Origin of the sequence: Galbibacter orientalis DSM 19592 (genome assembly GCF_000260115.1) — a bacterium.
In the GTDB taxonomy this organism is placed as follows: Bacteria; Bacteroidota; Bacteroidia; order Flavobacteriales; family Flavobacteriaceae; genus Galbibacter; species Galbibacter orientalis.
In genome coordinates, this window is the sequence record NZ_JH651379.1 from 2,788,732 (window position 1) to 2,814,465 (window position 25,734).

General features: G+C 33.8%; 18 protein-coding genes. 13 read left to right on the plus strand and 5 right to left on the minus strand.

Going from position 1 to position 25,734, the window contains the following annotated elements:
- Positions 1–61 precede the first annotated feature (61 nt).
- The gene (locus JOOMADRAFT_RS12320; RefSeq protein WP_245547677.1) at positions 62–2,404 is read left to right on the plus strand and encodes a TonB-dependent receptor; all 2,343 of its coding nucleotides are present in this window, start codon (positions 62–64) and stop codon (positions 2,402–2,404) included.
- Positions 2,405–2,520: 116 nt separating this feature from the next.
- Complete coding sequence (locus JOOMADRAFT_RS12325; protein ID WP_008613855.1) at positions 2,521–3,780, plus strand: DUF4374 domain-containing protein; 1,260 nt, start codon at positions 2,521–2,523, stop codon at positions 3,778–3,780.
- A gap of 72 nt (positions 3,781–3,852) precedes the next feature.
- On the opposite strand, the gene JOOMADRAFT_RS12330 is transcribed toward JOOMADRAFT_RS12325, so the two are convergent.
- Positions 3,853–4,320, minus strand: coding sequence for a hypothetical protein (locus tag JOOMADRAFT_RS12330; protein WP_008613856.1), 468 nt, complete (start codon positions 4,318–4,320; stop codon positions 3,853–3,855).
- Positions 4,321–4,515: 195 nt separating this feature from the next.
- Positions 4,516–4,872 carry a hypothetical protein gene (locus JOOMADRAFT_RS12335; protein WP_008613857.1) on the minus strand — a complete coding sequence of 119 codons (357 nt, stop codon included), beginning with the start codon at positions 4,870–4,872 and terminating at the stop codon, positions 4,516–4,518.
- 169 nt (positions 4,873–5,041) lie between these two features.
- Between JOOMADRAFT_RS12335 and JOOMADRAFT_RS12340 the strand changes: the two genes are divergently transcribed.
- The 3 genes from JOOMADRAFT_RS12340 (at position 5,042) to JOOMADRAFT_RS20550 (ending at position 6,941) form a co-directional block, all read left to right on the plus strand.
- Entirely contained in the window at positions 5,042–5,599 is a 558-nt protein-coding gene (locus tag JOOMADRAFT_RS12340) for a DUF4251 domain-containing protein (RefSeq protein ID WP_008613858.1), read from the plus strand.
- A gap of 130 nt (positions 5,600–5,729) precedes the next feature.
- Positions 5,730–6,185 carry a porin gene (locus JOOMADRAFT_RS20545; protein WP_245547678.1) on the plus strand — a complete coding sequence of 152 codons (456 nt, stop codon included), beginning with the start codon at positions 5,730–5,732 and terminating at the stop codon, positions 6,183–6,185.
- Positions 6,186–6,191: 6 nt separating this feature from the next.
- Positions 6,192–6,941 carry a porin gene (locus JOOMADRAFT_RS20550; protein ID WP_245547679.1) on the plus strand — a complete coding sequence of 250 codons (750 nt, stop codon included), beginning with the start codon at positions 6,192–6,194 and terminating at the stop codon, positions 6,939–6,941.
- 6 nt (positions 6,942–6,947) lie between these two features.
- On the opposite strand, the gene JOOMADRAFT_RS12350 is transcribed toward JOOMADRAFT_RS20550, so the two are convergent.
- The gene (locus JOOMADRAFT_RS12350) at positions 6,948–7,667 is read right to left on the minus strand and encodes an NUDIX hydrolase (RefSeq protein ID WP_008613860.1); all 720 of its coding nucleotides are present in this window, start codon (positions 7,665–7,667) and stop codon (positions 6,948–6,950) included.
- Positions 7,668–7,843: 176 nt separating this feature from the next.
- Here JOOMADRAFT_RS12350 and xylE point away from each other — a divergent pair, with 176 nt between their 5' ends.
- The 8 genes from xylE (at position 7,844) to JOOMADRAFT_RS12390 (ending at position 23,265) form a co-directional block, all read left to right on the plus strand.
- Positions 7,844–9,475: a D-xylose transporter XylE gene (gene xylE / locus JOOMADRAFT_RS12355; RefSeq protein ID WP_008613862.1), complete on the plus strand. Its 1,632-nt coding sequence runs from the start codon at positions 7,844–7,846 to the stop codon at positions 9,473–9,475.
- A 4-nt stretch (positions 9,476–9,479) separates the two neighbouring features.
- The gene (locus JOOMADRAFT_RS12360; protein ID WP_008613864.1) at positions 9,480–10,964 is read left to right on the plus strand and encodes a xylulokinase; all 1,485 of its coding nucleotides are present in this window, start codon (positions 9,480–9,482) and stop codon (positions 10,962–10,964) included.
- 26 nt (positions 10,965–10,990) lie between these two features.
- Positions 10,991–12,304 (plus strand): xylose isomerase, encoded by a 1,314-nt coding sequence (gene xylA / locus JOOMADRAFT_RS12365; protein WP_008613866.1) that lies wholly within the window; start codon positions 10,991–10,993, stop codon positions 12,302–12,304.
- A gap of 86 nt (positions 12,305–12,390) precedes the next feature.
- A complete protein-coding gene (locus JOOMADRAFT_RS12370) occupies positions 12,391–14,880 on the plus strand; it encodes a glycoside hydrolase family 2 TIM barrel-domain containing protein (RefSeq protein ID WP_008613868.1) in 2,490 nt (829 codons plus the stop codon).
- A 247-nt stretch (positions 14,881–15,127) separates the two neighbouring features.
- Complete coding sequence (locus JOOMADRAFT_RS12375; RefSeq protein ID WP_008613869.1) at positions 15,128–17,521, plus strand: glycoside hydrolase family 31 protein; 2,394 nt, start codon at positions 15,128–15,130, stop codon at positions 17,519–17,521.
- Positions 17,522–17,530: 9 nt separating this feature from the next.
- Positions 17,531–19,537 carry a glycoside hydrolase family 97 protein gene (locus tag JOOMADRAFT_RS12380; RefSeq protein WP_008613871.1) on the plus strand — a complete coding sequence of 669 codons (2,007 nt, stop codon included), beginning with the start codon at positions 17,531–17,533 and terminating at the stop codon, positions 19,535–19,537.
- A 9-nt stretch (positions 19,538–19,546) separates the two neighbouring features.
- A complete protein-coding gene (locus JOOMADRAFT_RS12385) occupies positions 19,547–21,724 on the plus strand; it encodes a glycoside hydrolase family 3 C-terminal domain-containing protein (RefSeq protein WP_008613873.1) in 2,178 nt (725 codons plus the stop codon).
- A 41-nt stretch (positions 21,725–21,765) separates the two neighbouring features.
- On the plus strand, positions 21,766–23,265 hold the full coding sequence (locus tag JOOMADRAFT_RS12390) for an alpha-L-fucosidase (protein ID WP_008613875.1): 1,500 nt from the start codon (positions 21,766–21,768) through the stop codon (positions 23,263–23,265).
- A 227-nt stretch (positions 23,266–23,492) separates the two neighbouring features.
- On the opposite strand, the gene pgl is transcribed toward JOOMADRAFT_RS12390, so the two are convergent.
- Positions 23,493–24,218 (minus strand): 6-phosphogluconolactonase, encoded by a 726-nt coding sequence (pgl, locus tag JOOMADRAFT_RS12395; protein WP_008613877.1) that lies wholly within the window; start codon positions 24,216–24,218, stop codon positions 23,493–23,495.
- Positions 24,218–25,732: a glucose-6-phosphate dehydrogenase gene (zwf, locus tag JOOMADRAFT_RS12400; RefSeq protein ID WP_008613879.1), complete on the minus strand. Its 1,515-nt coding sequence runs from the start codon at positions 25,730–25,732 to the stop codon at positions 24,218–24,220. Before zwf ends, pgl begins: the two co-directional genes overlap by 1 nt.
- Between the last annotated feature and the right edge of the window lie 2 nt (positions 25,733–25,734).

Consider the following 25,734-nt stretch of genomic DNA (forward strand, 5'->3'; position numbering starts at 1 on the left):
ATTTTTAATAAGTCTAAATAAGAATAATATGCGAATTGTTTGCATGAACAAAATACTGCTTTTGTCTTTATTAATTTGCTCCTTAACGGCATTTTCACAAAGTAATAATATAAATGTTACAGGAACAATATACGATAGTGAGGGAGCTCCAATAGCTGGTGCTACTGTTGTGATTGAAGAACTGTTAAAAGGGGTGACTACTAATGTTGATGGGGTTTACAACTTAAGTACAAATGCAAAGAGTGGAAGCTATACTTTGAAAGTTTCTTATTTAGGATTTGAAGCAAAGGAAATTTCAGTCAATTTAAAACAAGGAGAAACGGTAAATGTAGCTCTACAGTTAGAGGAATCTTCTTACGATTTAGATGAGGTTGTTGTTTCTGGACAAAGTATAGTAAATCAAGTTAGAGAAAAGGCTTTTAATGTAAGTGTGGTAGATGCAAAAGAACTGCATAATACAACTTTAGATTTGGGGCACGCTTTGGATAGGGTGTCGGGAATTAGAGTTAGAGAAAGTGGAGGAGTAGGGTCTCAGATGAATTTTTCGATTAATGGTTTTAGAGGAAAGCAAGTTCGTTTTTTTATAGATGGAGTCCCAATGGATAACTTCGGAAGCTCATTTCAATTAAATAATATCCCTATAAATCTTGCGGAAAGAATAGAAGTTTATAAAGGAGTTGTTCCAGTAGGTTTAGGGTCTGATGCTTTAGGAGGTGCCGTAAATATTATTACAAATGCGTACAGCAAAAATCATTTAGATGCTTCGTATTCGTATGGGTCTTTTAATACTCATAGGTCAATGGTCAATGCTATTTATGTTGCTAAAAACGGATTTACAGCACAATTAAATGCGTATCAAAACTTTTCGGACAATTCATATAAAGTAAATGTGGATGTAGCCGATATAAATACAGGGCAGTATTACCCAAATCAAACAGTAAAACGTTTTCACGATCAATATCATAACGAAACAGTGATAGCAAATTTTGGGGTTGTAAATAAATCGTATGCAGACCAATTGTTATTCGGAATAACACTAGGGAATAATTATAGAGAAATTCAAACAGGAGCTCGAATTGTTAGTGTATTTGGGGGATGGCATAGAAGAGGGAATGTAATTATGCCAAGTGTAAAGTATAAAAAGAAGAATTTTTTAGTAGAAGGATTAAATGTTAGAATCAATGCTAATTACAATTTAGGACAAGAAAAAAATATAGATACGCTCCATAGAAGGTATAATTGGTTTGGGGAGTATAAAGAGTATGAAGGGCCAGGAGGAGAAAGATCATATTCTTTATATAAATATAGAAATAATAATGGGGTTGGAGCCGCTGCTTTTGATTATACAATTGCAGAAAAACACCGAATATCTTTAGGGAATACTTTAAATACTTTTAATAGAGAAGGAGAAGATGAGTTAAATCCGAATAACGATACTTACCAACAGCCTAGAAAAACATTAAAAAATATTCTAGGATTGAGTTATGCATATGAAACGGAAAATTGGAATGCATCTGCCTTTACGAAACAGTATTTTCAGCAAAATAAATTTTCACAATCCTATAACCCTACTGGAGATTATGGTGATGTAGCTTATAGAGACCAAATTAATATTTATAATTTCTTCGGATATGGCTTGGCAGTTTCTCACTTTTTTAATGAAAACTTTCAAATGAAAGCTTCTTTTGAAAAGAGTTATCGTCTTCCAGATTCAGAAGAATTATACGGAGATGTTATCAACCTTCAAGGAAATATCGACCTAAAACCTGAGCACAGTTATAACTATAATTTAGGAGCTAGCTATTGGTTGGCTTTACATAACGAGCATCAAATAAATTTCAATCTAAATGGATTTTATAGAGATGCGAGCGATTTTATCCGTCCACGACTTAATAATAACCAAACCATGCAAGTTATGGATAATTTAGGGAGTGTAATCAATTTAGGTGTAGAGGCTGAAGTTAGATACCAAAGCGCTAGACATTTTAATGCAGGGGTTAATTTAACATATCAAGATTTAAGAAATAATACCAAATACGAAGAAGGACAAACTACCGAAAGCATAGTGTATCGAGACAGAATTCCAAACATGCCCTATCTCTATGGAAATGCAGATGCAAGCTACACTTTCGAGAATGTAGGAGGAAAGGGTAATTTATTGAGTATAGGTTATAATATGCTTTATGTGCATGCTTTTTACTTGTATTGGCCAAGCTTAGGCTCGGATAAACTTGATATTCCTGAACAACTTTCACACGATTTAAATGCAACCTATACATACAACGAAAAACTGCAATTTACGCTAGAGTGTAGAAATATTTTTGATGCCGAATTGTATGATAATTTTAGTTTACAAAAGCCAGGAAGAAGCATTACAGGAAAAATAAAATACACTTTTTTATAAGAAAACAGTGGCGTTATAACCGCTATTAGCATTATAAATACAGATAAACTATTTAAGTGCATTATAACAATTAAACAATAGAGTTAAGTATAAATTTTAGTTTAAAATTATTTAAAATGATCAAAAAATCAACTTATTTTTTCAGTCTATTATTTGCTGGAACTTCACTATTAATAGGATGTAGTGATGACGATTCTGGAAATCCAGATGGAGAAACAGAGAATCCAGATGCAACATCAAAGTACATTATAACCGCAACTCCAACAGCTTCGGAAGGGGTGGCAGATTATATTTTAACAGCAGACGATTTATCTCAAGGGAGCATTACTACAGAAGGAAATGGAATAGAACAAGATGGAACGTACCGTTACTATTTAACTACAAATAATAAGTTTTTTAGTTTGTTATATGGGCAAGGAAATCCAGGAGCAGTTACCACGTATGAATTAAGTGGGGAAAGTACTTTGGAAAAAATATCCGATTTTCAGTCGGAAACAGTACAAGCTTTTGGAGCTGTTAATGATGATGTGTTAATGATTAAAATATCAAGAAGTGCCGAGTCTCCAATTGCTTATTGGTATCAATTAGATACAGAAACTTCTCAATTTACTACAGAAGGGCAAATCAACACTCAAGAGCTAGCTAATAAAGAAAATGATGAAATAGCATTTTTCTCTTGGATTACACAAGTGGGAGATAAGGTGTATCTTCCTTATTTTACAGTTAAAGGATGTTGTAATGATACTTTTGGAACTGAGTATCCAAACGAAGCTAATATTGCAGTGTATTCATATCCAGAAATGGAATTAGAAACGGTTATTCACGACGATCGTACAAGTTATATAGGAAGATATTTTGATAACGGACTTTCTGTTGATGAAAATGGAGATGCTTATGCTTTCTCAGCAGCAGTTGCCACTACTAATGGAGAGTTAACTTCTACAAAACCATCTGCAATTACTAGAATTAAAAGTGGTACCACAGCTTTTGACGATTATTATTTTGATATAGAAGCAGCGGCTGGTGGTGCTTATATTGCAGATCATAAGTATGTTGGAAATGGTAAAGCAATAGGGATTTTAAGAGATGAAAAAACATCTGCTTATGAAACAGGTAATTTATTTTATGTGATAGATTTATACAACAAAACGCTAACATTTGTAAGTGGAATGCCAGCAGCTGATGCCATATTAAATGTAACAAAAGGAATGGATATTTTAGTTTCTGAAGATAAAAGTACAGTGCATGTTGGAGTTACCACAGAAACTGGAAGTGCTATTTATAATATAGATGTAGCAAGTGCTACTGCAACAAAAGGATTAGAAGTAAATGGGGGAGTAATTACTGCAATAAGTAAACTTGACCCTGCGGAATAATTAATTAGTTTGAAATTTGATTTTAAAAGTCGTCTGAAGAATATTCTTCCAGACGACTTTTTTTATAGTTAATTATATTTTGGAATTAATAATTCTATTCCATTTTTCAGCAAAAAGAACCTCAGGAATAAGTTGAGTAGATTCTTGAAGGTCAAAAATTACTAGCTTTTTTATTGCTGAAGTTTTAAAATGTAATTCAAGAAAAACCTTTACAATAGCAGCGTTACTTTTTCTATTTTCACTTTTTCTTATAATCTCTATTTTACAATTTTCAACCTCGTTCAAATTGAAGCTTTTTAATTCTTCAATTTCTTTTGTAGATCTATAATAGTAGAGTGTATTTTGCTTTTCATCTAACGCAAAACATACATCAGAAATCATTTCATGAACAGAGATTACGCCATTATTATTTTTAGCTTCTTCCAAAATTGGAATTAATAATTTTCTAGAGGCTTTTTTTATTTGTTTTCCTAAAAGCAATAAAGGAACAAGGCAAACAGTTAATGTAACTGTTCCCCATAGGATGGAAGATGTATCCATTGCTATTAATTTAAATTTTATATAAAAGATTATAGCCAATATTAATGCGTTAACTAATAGTGACAAGATCAATTGTTTTAGTGTTTTTTAGATAAAAACAATTGAATCCCTCATTGAGGGTTTTATTTCCCAGAGCCTGTCCTGAGTTTACCGAAGGGCTCTAAGTCGAAATGGATTAAAACTTTATATAAAACTTCACCAATGGTAATGGAAAGGGTAAATAATAACTTTTATTAAGAAGTGTGATAGGTTAAATTTAGCTCCAATGTATAAAGGATTAAATTTTGCAACACTTATTCCGAGAGTTATATAGTTTAAAAATATAAACTTGAGTTTGTGTAATTTAATATTAAGGTTTTCAAAAAACTCAATATTGTTTCTTGTTTGGAGTGTAGCAACGCCTTGGTATTTAATGCCTACCGCTATATTTTCTGTAGAATTTTGAGATAACGGAAGTTGAATTTTCTCAAAATGATCAATATCAGTTTTAGAAGAATTTAAATAAATAATTCCTCCTAAAATAAAAAGCGATATAATTTTCCAAATTTTCACAATGGCAAAGGTACTTTATTCATCAGTTTTGCAAACATTTTTCTTATTATTTTTAGCGGCTTGTTTCTGTTTATAGATATAGAAATACTATTTTAGTTGAAATGTGTGAATGGAATATTCACTTTCAAATGATTGTGGAATTTCTTAACTTGTAGAGAAAATTTATAAGATGAAAAATACTACTATTTTTTTGAGCTCTTGTATTTTGTTGCTTTTAATTGCTTGTGGTGGAGCGCAAGACTCGGCAACTACTGCTAAGGAATTTACAGAAGTAGAAACTTTAATTAAAGATAAAAAATTTAAAGTAGAGAATCAATGGGCTATGCCGCAAGTGAGTTCTAGTATGGTTCAGTTGGGAAATAGCGGAATTTTAGGCCCAGGAAACAATATGCAACGCATCAGTTTAATTGGAAACACAAATTATTTGGAGATAAAAGGAGATTCTGCAAAAGCATTTTTGCCGTATTATGGAGAACGCCAAATGGGAGGCGGATATAATTCTGACGGGGAAGGAATCCAGTTTGAGCAAGAAATTACAGATATGCAAGTAGATTTTATTGAAAATAAACAACGTTATAAAATCCAATTCACAGCCAATAACGGCGCAGAATCTTTTAATGTTACACTTTTAGTTTTTCCAAATAAGAAAACCTCACTCTCTGTAAATAGTTCTCAAAGAGATTTTATTACCTATGATGGAACAATTTCTGAGCTTTCTAAAGAATAAATTAATTCTAATTACTAATTTTATAAATCTATTCCCCTTTACAAACCTCATTAGATTTTCTTTTTTAAGAGTACAATTAAAAGGTATTGGCAATGTGTAGAAATACACATTTATAATTTTAGAAAAACGAATGATAAAAAGTTTCAGATTACTTCTTCTAACTAGTTTTTTTCTCTTTTTTTTCAGCAAAATAAATGCTCAAGAAGTAGAAAGAGATTCCATTCGGAAATGGAAAATAGATTATGGATTTAAGGGTTTTGAATTTAAATCTACAGACAATAGGTATTTATTACAAATCCAGAGTAGGCTACAATTCCGTTTTGCTACTCCAGACGATCAGGACCCTGTTACTTTTGATGATTATGATGATGAGAATACAAATTTGTTTAAAATAAATAGAGCACGTTTAAAAGTAGGTGGAAACGCCTATCAAACGTGGCTTAAATACTATTGGGAATACGAACTAAGTAGGTCTAATTTACTCGATTTTAGAATTATGATTGAAAAATGGGAGTGGCTTAATCTTAAAGTAGGACAATGGAAAATAGAATATTCTAGGGAACGTAGAATAAGTAGTGGAGAATAGCAAACCATGGATCGTTCTATTCTAAATAGACCATTTACGGTAGATAGGCAGCAAGGTGTAGAATTGTATGGAAGACTTAGAGGAGGGAAGGAATTATTAGATTTTAGTTATTGGGCGGCAGTACTAACAGGTTCTGGAAGAGGCGTAACTGTTAATGACGATGAGCATTTAATGTATTTTGGAAGATTTCAATGGAACTTATTAGGGGAAGATTTGGGTTTTGAAGGAAGTGATATAGAACTGCATGAAAAGCCTGCAGCCATTATAGCTATTGCTGGAGTAACAAATAGGAGTCCGTATACTAGGTTTTCGCAATCTGGAGGAGGTTCTTTAGTTGGTTTTGAGGAGGAAGAGGTTGGAGAATATCGTGTTAATCAATATAATATAGAAACTGCATTTGTTTACAAAGGTTTTAGTTGGCAATCAGAATGGCATCATAAAAATATAATTAATAAACTTGACAATGATGCCGAGACTAAGTTAGAAGGCTTTTATTTACAAGCGGGATATTTAGCACATACAAGTATTAATTGGTGGCCAAAACCTTTAGAGGTAGCTGCTAGATATGCTAGATATCAACCTGATACTAGTTTAGATACTAATTTTCAGCATGAAAAAACGTTGGCTTTTAATTGGTTTTTCACCAAGCATAAAAACAAACTAACATTAGAGGTAAGTCATTTTGATTATGAAACCGCAGATGGGAATGTAGATGATAAAATCCGATTTAGATTGCAGTGGGATATATCATTATAGCTTTAGTTACATTTCAAAATTGAAGCCTTTTTCCGTCAGTTTATTATATATTTCAGGGTCAAACTTATATAGTTTTGCGGCTCTATGAGACACATCTTGTTGTTTTTCTTTAAGGTCAACAAGAAGTTTCATCTTTAAAATCTTTCTTCTAAAATTAGGTTTATCAAGTTCTACTCCTAGAATCTCTTGATACAATTGCATTAAATGCAGTAATGTAAATTTTTCTGGTAGTAGGTTAAAACCAATAGGCGCATTTCGTACTCTATTTCTTAGATGGTGGAGGCTGTAAGTTAGAATTTCATTGTGGTCATAAATCAAGTTTGGAATCTCATCAATTTTATACCACTTAGCGTCAGAAGCTGTAAAACCAGCTCTTACATCATAATCTTCCTTTTTTATTAGTGCGTAATATCCAATAGTAATTACTCTTCCAAGAGGAAAACGCTTGGGGTCGCCAAAGGCTTTTAACTGTTCCAAATAAAGGTCGGAAATTCCAGTTAACTCTCTCAACAATCTATGTGCGGCATTGTCTATGCTTTCATCTTCTTTTATCCAGCCTCCAGGGAGTCCCCATTTTCCTTTGCTAATTCCTTCTGCGTGTTGAATAAGTAATACTTCTAACTTTCCTTGTTCAAATCCAAAAATAGCACAGTCAATAGTAATAGCATTCATTACTTTTTCTTCTACTATTTTCCCCGATTCTTCATCAATAAATTTCTTAACCATCTTTAAATAGGTCGATTAGTTTTAAGTGCATATATACAAAATAATTTCTATATGGCATCTTATCATAAAAATTATTACCAATTATTCACTTTTGATAACATTTTTTTGATAAAATAAAAATATTTAATTAGTATTGTAGTCAAATTAACTATAAGATATAGTTTAAATGACCATTAATGAACAATCAAACTAACCTAAAACCTAGCAATGTATACTTAATTACCGCGGTAGCTAGTCTTGGTGGATTACTTTTTGGGTATGATACTGCAGTAATTTCTGGAGCGGTAGGAGGGCTAAGAAGCTATTTTGTAAGTCCGCTATCAGAAAATATAAATATAGCCACAGAGGCTATTGTGGAATTTAAAGGATTAATAACTATATGTACTTTAGTTATTTTTGCATTATTTAGTTCTTTCATCTTTAAATTCTTTAAAAAAGTAACCGCTATCGGTATAATGGTAGTCTCTATTTTATTAATAGGGAGTTTACTTTATTCTAATTTTTTATCAGATTCTAATGAGCTATCAGAAAATCTAGGAAATTCTATCTTAGGTTTTATGGTTAGTAGTGCATTAGTAGGATGTATTATAGGGGCTGCTGTAGGAGACCGAATTGCAAATTCAATAGGAAGAAGAAATGGTTTAATTGTAGCGGCACTTTTGTTTATTATCTCTGCTCTTGGTTCTGCATATCCAGAAAAGCTACCATTTTTAATGGCTGGAAACCTTACTACATTTATTATTTACAGAATTATTGGTGGAATTGGAGTAGGGTTGGCAAGTATGCTAGCGCCACTTTATATTGCAGAAATGGCACCAGCCAACATGAGAGGAAAACTTGTTTCTTGTAATCAGCTCGCAATCGTTAGCGGGATGTTGGTAGTATATTTTGTAAACTATTTTATAATTAAAGGACAAGCAGATGATTGGATTAATAATATTGGTTGGAGGTATATGTTTTTATCTGAATGTATTCCTGCAATTCTCTTTTTCTTCTTTTTACTGATAGTTCCAAAAACGCCACGTTTTCAAGTTTTAAAAGGAAATGAAGATGCAGCTATTGCTGTATTAACAAAGTACAACGGTTCTTCAAGAGCTTCAGAAATTTTAGAGGATATAAAAAAATCATTTAAAACAAAGAAGGCTCCATGGCTTAGTTATGGTTGGGCTATTATAATAATAGGATTGTTACTGTCTGTTTTTCAGCAATTTGTAGGGATTAATGTAGTGCTATATTATGCTCCTGAAATTTTTAAAGGAATGGGGATGGAAACAGATGCTTCAATGATGCAAACTATTATAGTTGGAGCTATAAACCTACTATTTACGGTGGTTGCAATGTTTACAGTTGACAAGTTTGGGAGAAAAATATTAATGATTATTGGGAGTATTTTTATGGCAATTAGTATGCTCGGATTAGGAACGGTATTGTATGCAGATAGTAGTGGGATTGTCGCATTACTCCTAATGTTACTTTATATTGCTGCTTTTGCAATTTCTTGGGGTCCTGTTACATGGGTCTTACTTTCGGAGATTTTCCCTAACAAAATAAAAGGAGTAATGGCTGTAGCTGTTGCAGTGCAATGGTTGGCAAATCTTGTAGTTTCTTGGACCTTCCCAATGATGAATAATAATTCCCATTTAAACGAACTCTTTAATCATGGGTTTGCCTATTGGATTTATGGTATTATGGCGGTCTTATCGGCTTTCTTTATTTGGAAATTTGTTCCAGAAACAAAAGGAAAAACATTAGAAGAAATGGAAAGTATTTGGGAGGCAGAGGGTACTTTAGAATCAAAAATAAATTAAAGCTATGTATTTTTTAGGGATAGATTTAGGAAGTTCTTCAATTAAGCTATCGGTTTTAAATGCTGAAACCGAAAAATGTATGGCATCAATATCGGTACCCGATTTTGAATTAGAGATGAAAGCTCCAAGGCATGGTTGGGCTGAACAAGAACCCGAAATGTGGTGGCAGTATGTAAAAGAAGGGATTGCTAAGTTAAAAGAAGTACATCAAATTGAAATTGAAAAAATAAAAGGAATTGGAATAGCATACCAAATGCATGGATTGGTTTTAACTGATGAAAATTTAAATCCTGTTCGGTCTTCTATTATTTGGTGTGATAGCAGAGCTGCATCAATTGGCGAGTCTATTTATAATAAAATAGGAGCAGAAGCTTGTCAGGAACAAATTCTAGGAAGTCCTGGTAATTTTACAGCCTCTAAGCTAAAATGGGTGAAAGATAATCAGCCAGAAGTGTATGCTAAAGCAAAGTATATGATGCTTCCAGGCGATTTTATTGCTGCAAAATTTTCGGGAGTTGCGCAAACAAGTACTTCAGGATTATCGGAAGCAGCTTTATGGAATTTTAAAGAAAATAGACTAGCAACCGAAATATTAGAAGCGATGGATATTTCAGAAGAAATTATTCCAGAGATAGTTTCAAATTTCGGAAAGCAAGCAATTATAGATAAAGAAATAGCAGCAGCATTAGGACTGTCTAAAGATGTTCAGATAAATTATAGAGCAGGAGATCAACCAAACAATGCTTTGTCTTTAAATGTTTTAAATCCGGGAGAGATTGCTGCAACGGCTGGGACTTCTGCAGTAGTGTATGGGGTTAGTAATACAGATGATTACGATGCAAATAACCGAATTAACACATTTTTACATGTAAATAATACTCCTGAAGAAAAACGAAATGGAGTAATGGTTTGTATAAATGGTTCAGGGATTTTATACCAATGGCTACGAAAAACATTGTCTGAAGATTCGAAGAACCTTATGGATTATGACAAATTAAATGAGCTAGCATCGCAAAGCGAAATAGGAAGTAAAGGACTTCGATTTTATCCATTTGGAAATGGTGTGGAGCGTATTTTTAATAATAAGCCAGCTTTTTCTGGAATTGAAGGGATGAATTTTAATATTCATCAGAAAACAGATATGGTAAGGGCTGCTTGTGAAGGAATTGTTTTTGCGCTGAATTATGGTTTCGAAATCATGCGTAATGTAGGGGTGGAAGGAAAAGTGGTCAAAGCAGGAAAAGCAAATTTATTTCTGAATCCAGTTTTTAGAGAAATTTTTGCAAATACAACAAATACAACAGTAGAATTATACAATACTTCTGGTGCTGAGGGCGCTGCAAGAGGAGCAGCCTATGGATATGGTTATTTTTCAACCATAGAAGCTGCTTTTAAAGGATTAGAATGTTTAGAAAAAATAGAACCTAATGCAACTTTAGTAGCTCAATATCAGGAAATATATCAAGATTGGAAAAAAAATATAAAATAGATTATCAACATTAAAAGTAAGCACATATGAAATCAACATTTTTTAAGAACATAGACAAAATTAAGTTTGAAGGAAGAGAAAGTGACAACCCTTTAGCGTTTAAATGGTATGACGAAAATAGAGTTGTAGGAGGAAAAACCCTAAAAGAACACTTAAGATTTGCAACTGCATATTGGCATACTTTTAATAATAAAGGAGGCGATCCTTTTGGAGCTCCAACCGAAACTTTTGCTTGGGATAAAAAGGAAGATGCTATTGGAAGAGCTAAAGATAAAATGGATGCTGCTTTTGAGTTTATGAGTAAACTAGGCACTCCATACTATTGTTTTCATGATGTAGATGTTGTAGATGAAGCGCCAACACTTGCAGCGTTTGAAGATAGAATTCAAGAAATGGTAGCCTATGCAAAACAAAAACAACAGGATACGGGAATAAAATTATTGTGGGGAACTTCTAATCTATTTAGTAATCCTCGCTATATGAATGGAGCTGCTACCAATCCAAATTTTGATGTACTAGCTTATGCAGGAGCGCAAGCTAAAATTGCCATAGATGCTACAATAGCGCTTGGAGGAGAGAATTATGTTTTCTGGGGAGGCCGAGAAGGATATATGAGTCTTCTAAACACCGATATGGGTCGTGAGTTAGATCATTTAGGAAACTTCCTTAACATTTGTAAAGATTATGCTAGAAAGCAAGGCTTTACAGGAACTTTCTTAATTGAACCAAAACCTATGGAACCAACAAAACATCAGTATGATTTTGATTCGGCTACTTCCATTGGTTTTATTAATAAATATGGTCTTCAAGACGATTTCAAACTGAATATAGAAGTAAACCATGCTACTTTAGCGGGACACACTTTTGAGCACGAACTTCAAGTGGCAGTAGATAATGGAATGTTAGGGAGTATAGATGCTAACAGAGGAGATTATCAAAACGGTTGGGATACCGACCAATTCCCATTAAATCTTTACGAAATAACAGAAGCCATGTTAGTAATTCTTCAAGGAGGAGGAATTCAAGGAGGAGGAATCAACTTTGATGCAAAAGTTAGAAGAAATTCAACAGATTTAGAAGATAAGTTTATAGCCCATATTTCTGGAATGGATGCTTTTGCACGTGGTTTAATTTGTGCGGATCATGTTTTAGAAAATACAGATTTTAAAAAATTACGCAAACAGCGTTACGAAAGTTTTGACACTGGTAACGGTGCAAAATTTGAAAATAAAGAGCTTTCATTAGAGCAGCTAAGTGAAATAGCAAAAGCTAATGGAGAGCCAAAACAAATAAGTGGGAAGCAAGAATTATTTGAACAAATTCTAGCCAACGCTTTTTAAAAAAAAAGTCTATATAGCTATTAAATAGTTAGTTAAATTAACATACAGATGGGAAATTTTCCGTCTGTATGTTTAATGTAAAATAGATGAATTTTACTTCATATTTTAAGTTAGTTTTATTTGTTGCATGCATTGGATTTTTCAGTGCATGCAATTCTTCATTGAAAAATGAAAGCATACTACAAAGCAGAAAAATCAATTTTAATGAAGGATGGTCTTTTCATTTAAATGATAGTCTTCAAGACAATGACACCATCTCCAATATAACCAAATGGCAGGATGTTAAAGTTCCGCACGATTGGAGTATCGGAATGGAATTCGATGAGAAAAGTCCTACAGGTCACGGAGGCGCTTATCTTGTTGGTGGCTTAGGATGGTACAAAAAATCTTTTAAAGTTGCAGAAGAAAAAAAAGATAAACGCATTGCTATTGTTTTTGATGGGGTGTATTGCAATAGTGAAGTTTGGGTGAATAACCATTATTTGGGAAAACGTCCAAATGGATATATTGGTTTTGAATATAATATTACTCCTTATTTAAATTATGGGGATGTTCCAAACGAAATTTTGGTTAAAGTAAATAACAAAAATCAACCTAATTCTAGATGGTATTCTGGTTCTGGAATTTATAGAAACGTATGGTTAAAAACTACTCATAAGCTTCATGTAGGGCAATGGGGAACTTATATAACTACTCCAAAGGTCTCAAAAGAAACAGCAGAAGTACGTATAGAAACAACTATTAATAATGAAACCCTTCAGCAGCAATCGGCAACTCTTGTTAATACAATTTATTATAAAGGGGAAACGATTACAACTTCAGAAAATGAAATAAATGTTGAAAAAGGGTCGCATAAAAATGTAGTTCAAAATCTTAAAATAACAAATCCAAAATTATGGTCGGATGTAAATCCTACGCTTTATAAAGCAGTAACAGAAATTAAAGTTGAAGGAGAAACTATAGATACTTACAAAACTACTTTTGGAGTTCGAGCGTTTGAATTCGATTTAAATAAAGGTTTTATTTTAAATGGTAAGCCAGTAAAAATAAAAGGAGTTTGCCTACATCATGATTTAGGACCTCTTGGAGCAGCAGTAAATACACGTGCTATAGAGCGTCAATTAGAGATTATGAAAGAAATGGGAGTGAACGGTATTCGTACGGCTCATAACCCACCAGCACCAGAACTTCTAGCTTTATGTGATGAAATGGGCTTTATAGTAATGGATGAAGCTTTTGATATTTGGGAAAAAAGTAAAACTAAATTTGATTACGGAAACGATTGGGAACTTTGGCATAAAAAAGACCTAGAAGATCAGATTTTAAGAGACCGAAATCATGCTAGTATTTTTATGTGGAGTATCGGAAATGAAATTCCTGAACAATGGAGTGAGCGTGGTGCAGAAATTGGACGGGAACTTTCTAAAATAGTAAAGGATTTAGATACTACCCGTTTGGTAACTGCCGCTATGAATCCTCCAATTCATATTCAAAATAAAGAGGTAACTCTTCAGTTTGAAGATGTAGCAGCCCAACCAAATGCTTTGGCCGGATCTGGGGCATTAGATATTATTGGGTATAACTATGCGCATCAAACGTATGAAGATCATCAGAAAAATTTTCCAAAAACTCCGTTTATAGCTACCGAAACTACCTCTGGATTACAAACTCGTGGATATTACGATTTCCCTTCAGATACTACCAAAATATGGCCAGTTCGATGGGATAAAGTTTTTACAGAAGGAAATGCTGACAATACAGTTTCTGCCTTTGATCAAGTAAGGACTCCATGGGGGTCTTTGCACGAAACGACTTGGAAGATTATTAAGAGAAACGATTATTTATCTGGTTTTTATATCTGGACAGGCTTCGATTATTTAGGAGAGCCTACTCCATATGTTTGGCCTTCTAGAAGTTCTTATTTCGGAATTGTAGACTTGGCAGGTTTTCCAAAAGATGTTTACTATATGTATAAAAGTGAGTGGACCGAGGAGCCTGTGCTTCATTTGTTACCACATTGGAATTGGAAAAAAGGACAGTTAGTAGATGTTTGGGCATATTATAATAATGCAGATGAGGTAGAACTGTTCTTAAATGATAAGTCTTTAGGAGTCAAACAAAAAGAAGGAGAAGACTTACATGTTATGTGGCGACTTCCGTTTGAAGCTGGAACTTTAAAAGCTGTTTCTAGAAAAGATGGAAATGTAGTTTTAGAAAGAGAAATTAAAACAGCTGGAGCAGCAGCACAATTACAATTAACTGCCGATAGAACTACAATAAATGCTGATAGAAATGATCTTTCGTTTATAACAGTTGATATTCTTGATAAAAACGGAAATTTTGTGCCTACAGCCAATAATTTAGTAAAGTTTTCTCTTGATGAAGGGAATGGGGAAATTGTGGCAGTAGCTAATGGAGACCCTACAAATCATGAATCATTTAAAGGCAAACAGCATAAAGCTCTAAATGGTAAATGCTTGGTAGTTGTACAAGCAGGTAAAACAAAAGGAAGTATAAAACTTTCGGCAGCTTCAGAAGGGATGGAAACAGAGACTATAACGCTTCAATTAAAATAAATGGAAGTAGACTTAATTTTTTCATATAAAAAATTAATGTTGTCCGATAAAAGTTAACGGGATTTATTGTATTCCACATATATTAAGGGGTAATAGAGATTTTTAAAATAGCCTCCTTGCTATTAAGAAGAATGAATAAAAAGAGGAGTTTAGTAATGTTGTTTTCTCTTACAGCGAAGTGGTCTTGTATTTTTACTCGGACATTAATGATAAAAAATAGAAAAATTAGTTTGAAAACGATAAAAAAATGAAAAAACGAAACTTAATTAAATATTCAATAGGAGCTTTATTTCTGTTATTGATAATAAAACAAGGGAAAGCTCAAATACAAAATGCAGATGTTTTAAATGCACCTGTGGATGTAAGTGAATATTTTTACGACTACCAAAACACTTTTTATTTTGCTGATAAATTAGCAGATTTTGATCCAAAAACTGGAAAAGGAAAAGTGGAATATAAAAGATATCAATATCAAAGCAGACAGGCTTTTAATAATATGCTGATGAAACCAGATACGGTTCCAGCAAATGAGTTTCCTGCAACAGAGTATGAGGTGTCGCCAAATTTACCTTTTGAAATTCAGTTTATTTCTGATAGAACTGTTAGAATTAAAATGACATCAGGGCCACAATTTAATCCAGAAAAGGAATCTTTGATGTTGGTAGATGGGGTAGCTCCACAAAATCCAGATCAATGGAAGTATAGTAAAATAAAAGAAGGACATAAGTATACAAGTGCGCACGGAACTGTAGAAATTCAGACCAATCCGTGGCATGTAAAAATATTTGATGAAAACGGGAAACTACTTACAAGTACATTACATACTAATGATGTAGCTAATACGTACACTCCTGTTTTACCTTTTTCTTATGTTCGAAAAAATAGTGATTATTCCAGAAGTTTTTCAGCGGCATTTACACTGCAACCAGATGAAAAAATATTTGGTTGTGGGGAATCTTTTACGCAATTTAATAAACGAGGACAAAAGGTGGTTTTATATACAGATGATGCCAATGGAGTTCAGAATGAGACCATGTATAAACCAATTCCTTTCTATATGAGTAGTAGAGGGTATGGTGTGTTTATGCATCATTCTACACCAATTACTGTGGATTTTGGGAAGTATTTTAGTGGCGCTAATGAAATGATGATAGGAGATGATGAAGCTGATATTTTTATCTTTTTAGGAGAGCCAAAAGATATTTTAGATGAATACACTAATCTTACAGGGAAGTCGGAAATGCCTCCACTTTGGTCTTTCGGGTTTTGGATGAGTAGGATTACATATTTTTCAGAAAAAGAAGGAAGAAATGTGGCTAAAGAATTACGAAAAAATAAAATACCTAGTGATGTAATTCATTTTGACACAGGATGGTTTGATGTTGATTGGCGTAATAATTATGAATTTGCAGGAGATAGATTTGACGATCCAAAAAAAATGCTCTCAGATTTAAAGGATGAAGGTTTTGAAGTTTGCCTATGGCAATTGCCTTATTTTACTCCTAAAAACACTTTATTTAATGAAATTGTTGAAAACGACCTAGCTGTAAAAGACAGAAAAGGCAACATTCCTTATGAAGATGCTGTGTTAGATTTTTCCAATCCAGCAACCGTAACTTGGTACCAAAACAAACTAAAACATTTGTTTGATTTAGGGGTAAGTGTTTTTAAAGTAGATTTTGGAGAGGCAGCTCCTGCCAACGGAATATACCATTCTGGAAGAACAGGTTTTTACGAACATAACTTATACCCACTTCGATATAATAAAGCAGTAGCAGAAATTACTAAAAAAGAAAAAGGATATACCCTTATTTGGGCTAGAAGTACATGGGCTGGAAGTCAGCGCTACCCATTACATTGGGGAGGAGATGCAGCTACTACCAATACGGCAATGTCGGCAACCTTACGTGGCGGACTTTCTTTAGGGTTGAGTGGTTTTAGCTTTTGGAGTCATGATGTGGGAGGATTTGTAACAAAATCTCCAGAAGATTTATACCGTAGATGGACACCATTTGGAATGTTATCATCTCATGTTAGAAGTCACGGAGAACCACCAACAGAACCTTGGTTATACAACAAAAGTTTTTTAGAAGCTTTTAGAAAAGCTGATAATATGCGTTATAAATTAATGCCGTATATCTATGCACAAGCAAAGGAGAGTTCAGAAAAAGGACTGCCAATGATGCGTGCTTTATTTGTAGAATTCCCAGAAGATGCTGGTTCTTGGTTGGTAGATAACGAATACTTATTTGGTTCGAGTATGTTGGTAGCTCCTCTTTTTGAAAATGGAACGTCTAGAGATGTATACTTGCCAAAAGGAACTTGGATAGATTACCAAACAGGAAAAGCATATGAGGGGGGATGGCACCATATAGAAGCAGGAGATATTCCAATAATAGCATTATTTAAAAACGGAACTGTAATTCCACATATCGATTTAGCACAGTCTACAAAAGATATGGATTGGAGTAATTTAAAACTAAAAGTATTTGCTTCTTCTGAAACTACAACAGCAAAAGGCCTTGTTTATCTTCCGAAGGGAGAAAAAATAGAAACCATAGAAGTAACTAAAGAAGGGAATAATTTTAAACTGAAAAATAATCCACTTCAAGGGAAAACATCTTTCAGTATTATAAAATAAAAGAAATATATGAAAACTAAATTTTTTATAGCATCGGCGGTAGCTCTTGTTACTATAGCTTGCCAAAAAGAGCAGCCTACACAATTTGAAGTAGCTTCTCCAGAAGGGGTAAACAAGATTTCTTTTTCTCTAGAAAATGGAGCGCCAAGTTATAGCGTTACACATGGAGAAAAAACAGTTTTAAATCCTTCGAAATTGGGATTTGTTTTTAAAAATGCAGATTCGTTGAATACTAATTTTGAAATAGCTGGTATTAAAGAACGCACCTTTGATGATACTTGGGAACAGGTCTGGGGAGAGAAAAAAGAAATTCGTAATAATTATAACGAATTGGTTGTTGAATTGCAGGAAAAAGATGAAGCTAAGCGTAAGTTAAATATTGAATTTAGAGCTTTTGATGATGGAGTTGCTTTTCGATATGTTTTTCCTGAGCAAGGAATTAAAGACAGCATTTTCATTATGGACGAGTTAACAACTTTTAACTTGAAAGACGACGGGAAAGCATGGTGGATTCCAGCTTATGGGGAACAGCGTTATGAATATTTATTCAATAACGACCCTGTAAGTACGTTGGATACAGTGCATACACCGTTAACTATTGAGAGTAAAAGTGGATTGTCATTGAGTTTTCATGAGGCAAATTTGGTAGATTTTGCAAGTACAACATTAGCGCATACCGAGGGAACAACTTTAAAAACCGATTTAGTGCCTTGGGCAGATGGAGTAAAAGTTCGAACTACAGAATCGTTTAAAACACCTTGGAGAACTATTCAAATAGGAGAAAAACCAACCGATTTAATTACTTCATATTTAATTTTAAACTTGAATGAACCTAATAAAATAGAGGATACAAGTTGGATTAAGCCTTTTAAATATTTAGGAATTTGGTGGGCAATGCACATTGGAAAATATACCTTTTGGGAAGGTGAAAAACAAGGAGCTACCACTAAACATGCAAAAGAGTATATAGATTTTGCTGAAAAAGTTGATATAGATCATCTTTTAATTGAAGGTTGGAATAAAGGATGGACTCCAGATTGGTATAAAAATGCAATGCATCAGTTTAGTTTTACCAAAGAAGCCGATAATTTTGATTTAGAAGAAGTTACCGATTATGCCAAAAGGCACAATGTTAGAATTATTGGATACCATGAAACGGGTTCCAATATAGATAACTATTTAAAGCAAATAGATAGCGCATTTGCGTTGTACAATAAAGTTGGAATACACGATGTTAAGATTGGTCATGTAGGTTCACTACTTAAAATGAAAGAATGGCATCATGGTCAGTTTGGGGTGAATTACTTTAGATATGTACTTAAAAAAGCTGCAGAATACCATTTAACAGTATTGTTTCATGAGCCAATAAAAGACACTGGAGAGCGTAGGACTTACCCAAACATGATGGCTAGAGAGGGTGCAAGAGGACAAGAATATAACGCTTGGAGTGATGGGAATCCTCCTAATTATACTACAATTTTACCTTTTACAAGATTTCTTTCAGGGCCTATGGATTTCACTGCTGGAATTTTAGATGTTGAGGTTAAACAAGGATATCCAGGCAGACGTGTGCACAGCACAGCAGCCAAACAATTAGCTTTATTAGTAACCGTATTTTCTCCAATCCAAATGTTGGCAGATCTACCAGAAAATTATGAAGGGCAACCAGCATTTGAGTTTTTACATGATGTTCCTACCAATTGGGAAGATACTAAAGTATTGAATGGAGAAGTAGGAGAATATATTACAACCGTTCGTAAGGATGTTGCTAGTGATGATTGGTACCTAGGGAGTATGACCAATGAAAAGGCTAGAGATTTTGAAATTTCATTATCCTTTTTAGAGGAAGGAGCTACTTATGAAGCAAAAATATATGCTGATGCAGAAGGAACAGATGAGACTCACAATCCTTCTTCAGTAGCTATATCTACTAAAGAAGTAAAAGCTTCAGATTCGTTAAACTTACATCTTGGAGCTAGCGGAGGTGTTGCTATTAGATTTAAAAAAATAGATTAGCCATTTGATATGCAAAAGAAACCTTTCAAAAATATTTTTTTATATATAACTTTTGGGCTTGTAGTATCTTTATTACAAGCTCAAAAGTCTTATGACTACCCGTTTCAAAACCCTAAAATAGCTACAGAGAAACGGGTTGATAACTTATTGTCTTTAATGACAATAGATGAAAAAGTAAATGCTTTAAGCACCAATCCAGAAGTTCCTAGGTTAGGGGTAAAAGGGACAGGACATGTTGAAGGATTACATGGCTTAGCTCTAGGAGGCCCAGCAGGATGGGGTGGAAAAGGAAAAGAACCTTTGCCTACAACTACCTTTCCACAAGCATATGGTTTAGGAGAAACTTGGGATACAGAATTACTAAAAGAAATTGCAAAGATAGAAGGTTATGAAGCCCGATATGCCTTACAAAAATATGGGAGAGGTGGACTCGTGATTAGAGCTCCTAATGCAGATTTGGCTCGCGATCCACGTTGGGGGCGTACCGAAGAAAGCTATGGAGAAGATGCCTTTTTTAATGGAAAAATGACAGTAGCTTTTGTAAAAGGATTACAAGGTTCTGATAAAACATATTGGCAAACAGCTTCTTTGATGAAGCACTTTTTGGCGAATAGTAATGAGGATGGACGGACGTATACTTCCTCAGATTTTGACGAAAGGTTATGGAGAGAATATTATGCCTTGCCTTTTAAAATGGGAGTAGTAGAAGGTGGATCTCGCGCATATATGGCAGCGTATAATAAAGTAAATGGGATTCCTGCAATGGTGCATCCAATGCTAAAAGATATTACTGTAGATGAGTGGGGACAAAATGGAATTATTTGCACAGATGGAGGTGCATATAAACTATTATTGTCCGATCATAAGTATTATAAAGATAAATATTTAGGGGCTGCAGCTACTATAAAAGCAGGAATTAATCAGTTTTTAGACGATTTTACAGAAGGGGTTTACGGAGCTTTAGCTAACGGATATTTAACGGAAGCCGATTTAGATGAAGTTTTAAGAGGGAATTATCGGGTCATGATAAAACTAGGAATGCTTGATTCTTCTGCTAACAATCCGTATGCTAAAATTGGTGCAGAAGCAGATAGTATGGATCCATGGGAATTGGAGGCTCATAAAAAACTAGCTTTAGAAGCAACCGAGAAATCGATTGTATTACTTAAAAATGATCCAGCTAAGAGATTGCTGCCTCTTCAAAAAAAGAAAGTAAAAAAGATTGCTATTATTGGAGAATATGCAGATGCTGTTTTGTTAGACTGGTATAGTGGGACTCCGCCATATACAATTTCTCCTTTACAAGGAATAAAAAATAAAGTAGGGGAAAATGTTGAAGTACTGTTTGCAAAAAATAATGCTGATGGCAAAGCTGTAGAAATAGCTAAAAATGCAGATGTAGCCATTGTTTTTATAGGAAATCATCCTACTTGTAATGCTGGTTGGGCGCAATGTCCCGTGCCAAGTAATGGAAAAGAAGCTGTAGATAGACAGGCATTAAATTCGGAATATGAAGATTTAGTAAAATTAGTTTACAAGGCTAATCCTAATACGGTTGTAGGATTGATTAGCAGTTTTCCTTATACAATCAATTGGACTCAAGAAAATATTCCTGCTATTTTCCATGTAACCCAAAATAGTCAAGAATTAGGAACAGCTATTGCAAATGTGCTTTTTGGAGCATACAACCCTGCGGGGAGACTTACACAAACTTGGGTTAAAGATATTAGTGATTTACCGCCTTTAATGGATTATAACATCCGTAATGGTCGTACTTATATGTATTTTAAAGGAAAACCTTTATATGCTTTCGGACACGGATTAAGCTATACTACTTTTAAATATAAGGATATGGAAATTCCGAAGCAAATTAAAGAAAATGAGGAAGTATCAGTAAAGGTAAATATTACAAATGCAGGAGAAGTGGATGGAGATGAGGTTGTTCAGCTTTATGTTAAACACATAAACTCGACTGTAGAGAGACCCATTAAAGAACTAAAAAGCTTTAAACGAATTCACATTAAAGCAGGAGAAACTAAAACTGTGAGCTTGCTATTAAATCCGAAAGATATGAAGTATTGGAATAAAGAAAAGCAAGATTTTATTTTAGAAAAAGATACTATTGAAGTTCAGATAGGGAGTGCTTCAAATAAAATATTTCTTTCAGAAAAAGTAGCTGTTAAGTAAGAGCATACAAGTTGTGAGATACAATAATTTAAAATATATAAATGAAGAAAATAGGATTTACATTATTTATAGTGTCAGTACTTTTAATGTCTTGTAATTCGGAAAAGAAGTCGGCCACATTAAAAGAAGAACCAGTTTATGAAGCTAATTGGGATTCTTTAGCCAAATATGAGGAAACTGCAGAGTGGTTTAAAGATGCAAAATTCGGAATTTATGCCCATTGGGGAGTTCTTTCGGTTCCTTCTTATGCAAATGATTGGTATCCTAGGAATATGCATATTGTGGGTTCAAATGAATATAAGTACCATGTAAAAACGTATGGAGAGCCTAAGGAATTTGGATACCACGATTTTGTACCTATGTTTAAAGCTGAAAAATTTAATGCAGAACAATGGGCTTCTCTCTTTAAAAAAGCTGGTGCTAAATTTGGAGGAATTGTAGCAGAGCATCACGATGGTTGGTCAAATTGGAAGAGTAGCATTAATCCATGGAATTCCTTTGAAAAGGGGCCTCACAAAGATATTGTTGGTCAGCTAGCAAAGGCTATAAAAGCCCAAGATATGAAGTTTGTAACTTCTTTTCATAAAGCTAGAAATCTTCAGCTTTTTCAGAAAGATTCTACAAAATGGTTAGACGACACCTCATATTTCCCCTACAATCCAGAAATGCCAACTTCTTCTGAAGATTCAGAAATAAGCATTATGTATGGAAATATTTCTCCTGAAAAATTCTATCAAAACTGGTTTGGAGAACTTAAAGAAGTGATAGATAGTTACAGTCCAGATTTAATTTATTTTGATAGTAAACTGACTAAAATTCCTGATACTTATAAAAAAGAATTTACAGCCTATTATTTTAATAATTCAGTAAAAGAAAACAAACAAGTTGTAATTACACATAAAGAAGGAGAGCTTCCAAAATCTGTTAGTATTGAAGATTTTGAAAAGGGAAGAATGAATAAAAAGACCGAAGAATTCTGGTTAACAGATGAAACTGTTTCTGTAGGAAGTTGGAGCTATACAAATACTTTAGGATTAAAATCGGCTAACGAAATAATAGATTTATTAGCAGATATTGTTAGTAAAAATGGTGCTTTGATGCTAAATGTTTCTCCAAAACCAGATGGCGAGATTCCAGTAGATCAACAAGAAGTTTTATTACAAATAGGAGCGTGGTTGGCAGTAAATGGAGAGGCTATTTATGGTACTAGAACTTGGGAGATTTTTGGAGAAGGTCCTACGAAGCAAGAGAAGTCGGGGATGTTTTTAGATAAACTTACCTATACAGCTAAGGATATTCGTTATACTAAAAAAGGGAATACGGTGTATGCTATTGTTTTAGGATGGCCTGGAGAGAGTGCAAAAGTGGATTTAACTAGTTTTACTAAAGAGGAATTAGGGAGTCTAAAAATTCAAAGCCTAAGTATTTTAGGAACGGATAGCAAAATTGATTATAATTGGGACGATAGCGGTTTACACATTATAACTCCTAATAAAAAAGTTGATGATAGAGCATTTGTAATTAAAATTGAAATGAAGTAATTCTATCAGAAATAAAAATAAAACGTGGTTGTATAAAAAGTAATTAAACTCTAAATGTCATTCTGAGCTTGTCGAAGGATTATTTTTGAGTGTTCATTGTTTGAAACTTCGACAAGCTCAGTTAGATTTGTCATAGAAATCAGTTATCAAACTATGCGAAAAGCCTAGTTCGATAACTACATATTGCTTTTTTAAACAACCACGTTTTTTATAATAGTGTAATTTTTTTATAAGCTTAGCTTACTCGCAGCTGCTTTATCTACCATCCAAGTTACGTTGCCGTCGTCTTCATTTATAAGCTGAGAAGGGTATAAGTTGCTATTTCGTTCTCCTTGAAGAACTTCATAAAGAGCATTAGATTTTTTCTCTCCAAAAACAATAAAAACAATTTGTTTTGCTTTATTAATTAATGGTACTGTAAGTGTAATTCGGTACATGTCTTGAGGAGCTAAGAAATAAGCAGCAACCTTCTTTTCTTTTTCTTTTAAAATAATTTCTTGATTAGGGAATAAAGAGGCTGTATGTCCGTCGTCTCCCATTCCAAGTATAATAAGGTCAAAAATATCTCCTAATTCTAAATGATCTTCTAAAATAGCTTCGTATTCCTTAGCATAGACTTGAGGTTCAATGCCTTCTTTCCACATAGGAAAGATGTTTTCTTTAGGAATAGGAATATGGTTTAAAAAATTTTTTATAGCCGCTCCAGCATTACTTTTTTCATCATTTAAAGGAACCCAGCGCTCATCGCCCCAAAAAACAAATACTTTATTCCAATTTATTTTGTTTTTATAAGCATCAGAGGCAAGTAAACGATGAAGTTCAGCAGGAGAAGAACCTCCAGTTAATGCAACTGTAAATTTACCTTTTGTTTTAATAGCGTTTGTAGCTTTTTCAACAAATAAATCGGCTAATTGGGTATTTAAATTATCTGTATTTTCAAAAACTTGAATCATTATTTTTTGTCGTTTGAATGTTTATTTACTGCCCAAACATGTCCATTTCGAGCAATTAATGCTTCGGCTGTTTCTGGTCCCCAGCTTCCTGCAGGATAATCAGGGAAATCTAGAGAATCTCTATTTTTCCAAGCTTCCTGAATAGTAGAGATAACATCCCAAGCTTCTTCAATTTGATCAGATCTCATAAAAAGAGTGGTATCTCCAACCATAGCATCTAGGAGTAAAGTTTCGTAGGCTTCTGGAGTTTGATTTGACCCTGTGTCGTAGTCAAAAATCATTTCCGAAGGATTCAAATTCATTTCTAAACCAGTTCTTTTAGTCATAAAACGTAATCTAATATCCATTTGTGGTTGGATATTAATGGTAAGTCTATTAGGTTTAATGCTATCTACTTGCGTTGCCGGAAAGGACGCATGAGGAACAGGTTTAAACTGAATGGTAATAGAAGATGTTTTTTCTTGCATGCGTTTTCCTGTTCTTAGGTAGAAAGGAACATTTTGCCATCTCCAGTTATCTAGGTAAAACTTTATAGCAGCATACGTCTCGGTATTGGAGTTTTTGTCTACCCCATTTTCGTTTCTATATCCTGGAGCTTTCTCGCCTTTTATCCAACCCTCTCCATATTGTCCACGAACTGCGTAATGATGTACTTCTTCGGGTTTTATTCTTCGGATGGCTTTTAAGGCATCGTACTTTCTACTACGGATTTCCTCTGCATCAAAAGAAGCAGGCGGCTCCATAGCTACCATACAAAGTATTTGCAATAAATGATTTTGAATCATATCTCGCAAGGCTCCAGCACCTTCATAATATCCGCCTCGATCTTCCACACCAACTTCTTCGGCTACTGTAATTTGTACAGAATCGATATAGTTTCTGTTCCAAAGCGGTTCGAATAAGGTATTAGCAAAACGGAAAGCAAGAATATTTTGTACAGTTTCTTTACCAAGGTAATGGTCAATTCTAAAAATCTGTTCTTCATCAAATGTTTTAGTAAGCATTTGATTAAGTTCTACAGCCGATGCTTTATCGTATCCAAAAGGTTTTTCAACAATAATTCTATCTTTTGTTTTATCGCAGGCTAGACCAGAACCACTAATATTTTGAGTTGCAGTTTCTATAAATCTAGGCGAAACAGACAAGTAAAATAATCGGTTAGCTCTTACTCCCCAAGTATCATCATATGCTTCGATTTCTTTAAGTAAATCTGTATAAGATTGAGCATCGTTAATATTGGAAGTGAAATAATGAAGCGATTCTTTAAATGTATTCCATTGTTTATCTTCTGGAGCACCGCTTCTCGAAAATTCAGCGAGTCCTTCATGTAGATTATCTCTATACTCATCGTTGCTTAATTCTGTTCTTCCTAACCCGTAAATCGCAAAATTTTCAGGCATCCAATTTTCTATAAAAAGATTGTAAAATGCAGGAATAAGTTTTCTTTTAGCAAGATCGCCAGTACCACCAAATATTACAATAACTGTAGGGGTTACCTTTTTATTCGTTTTCATAT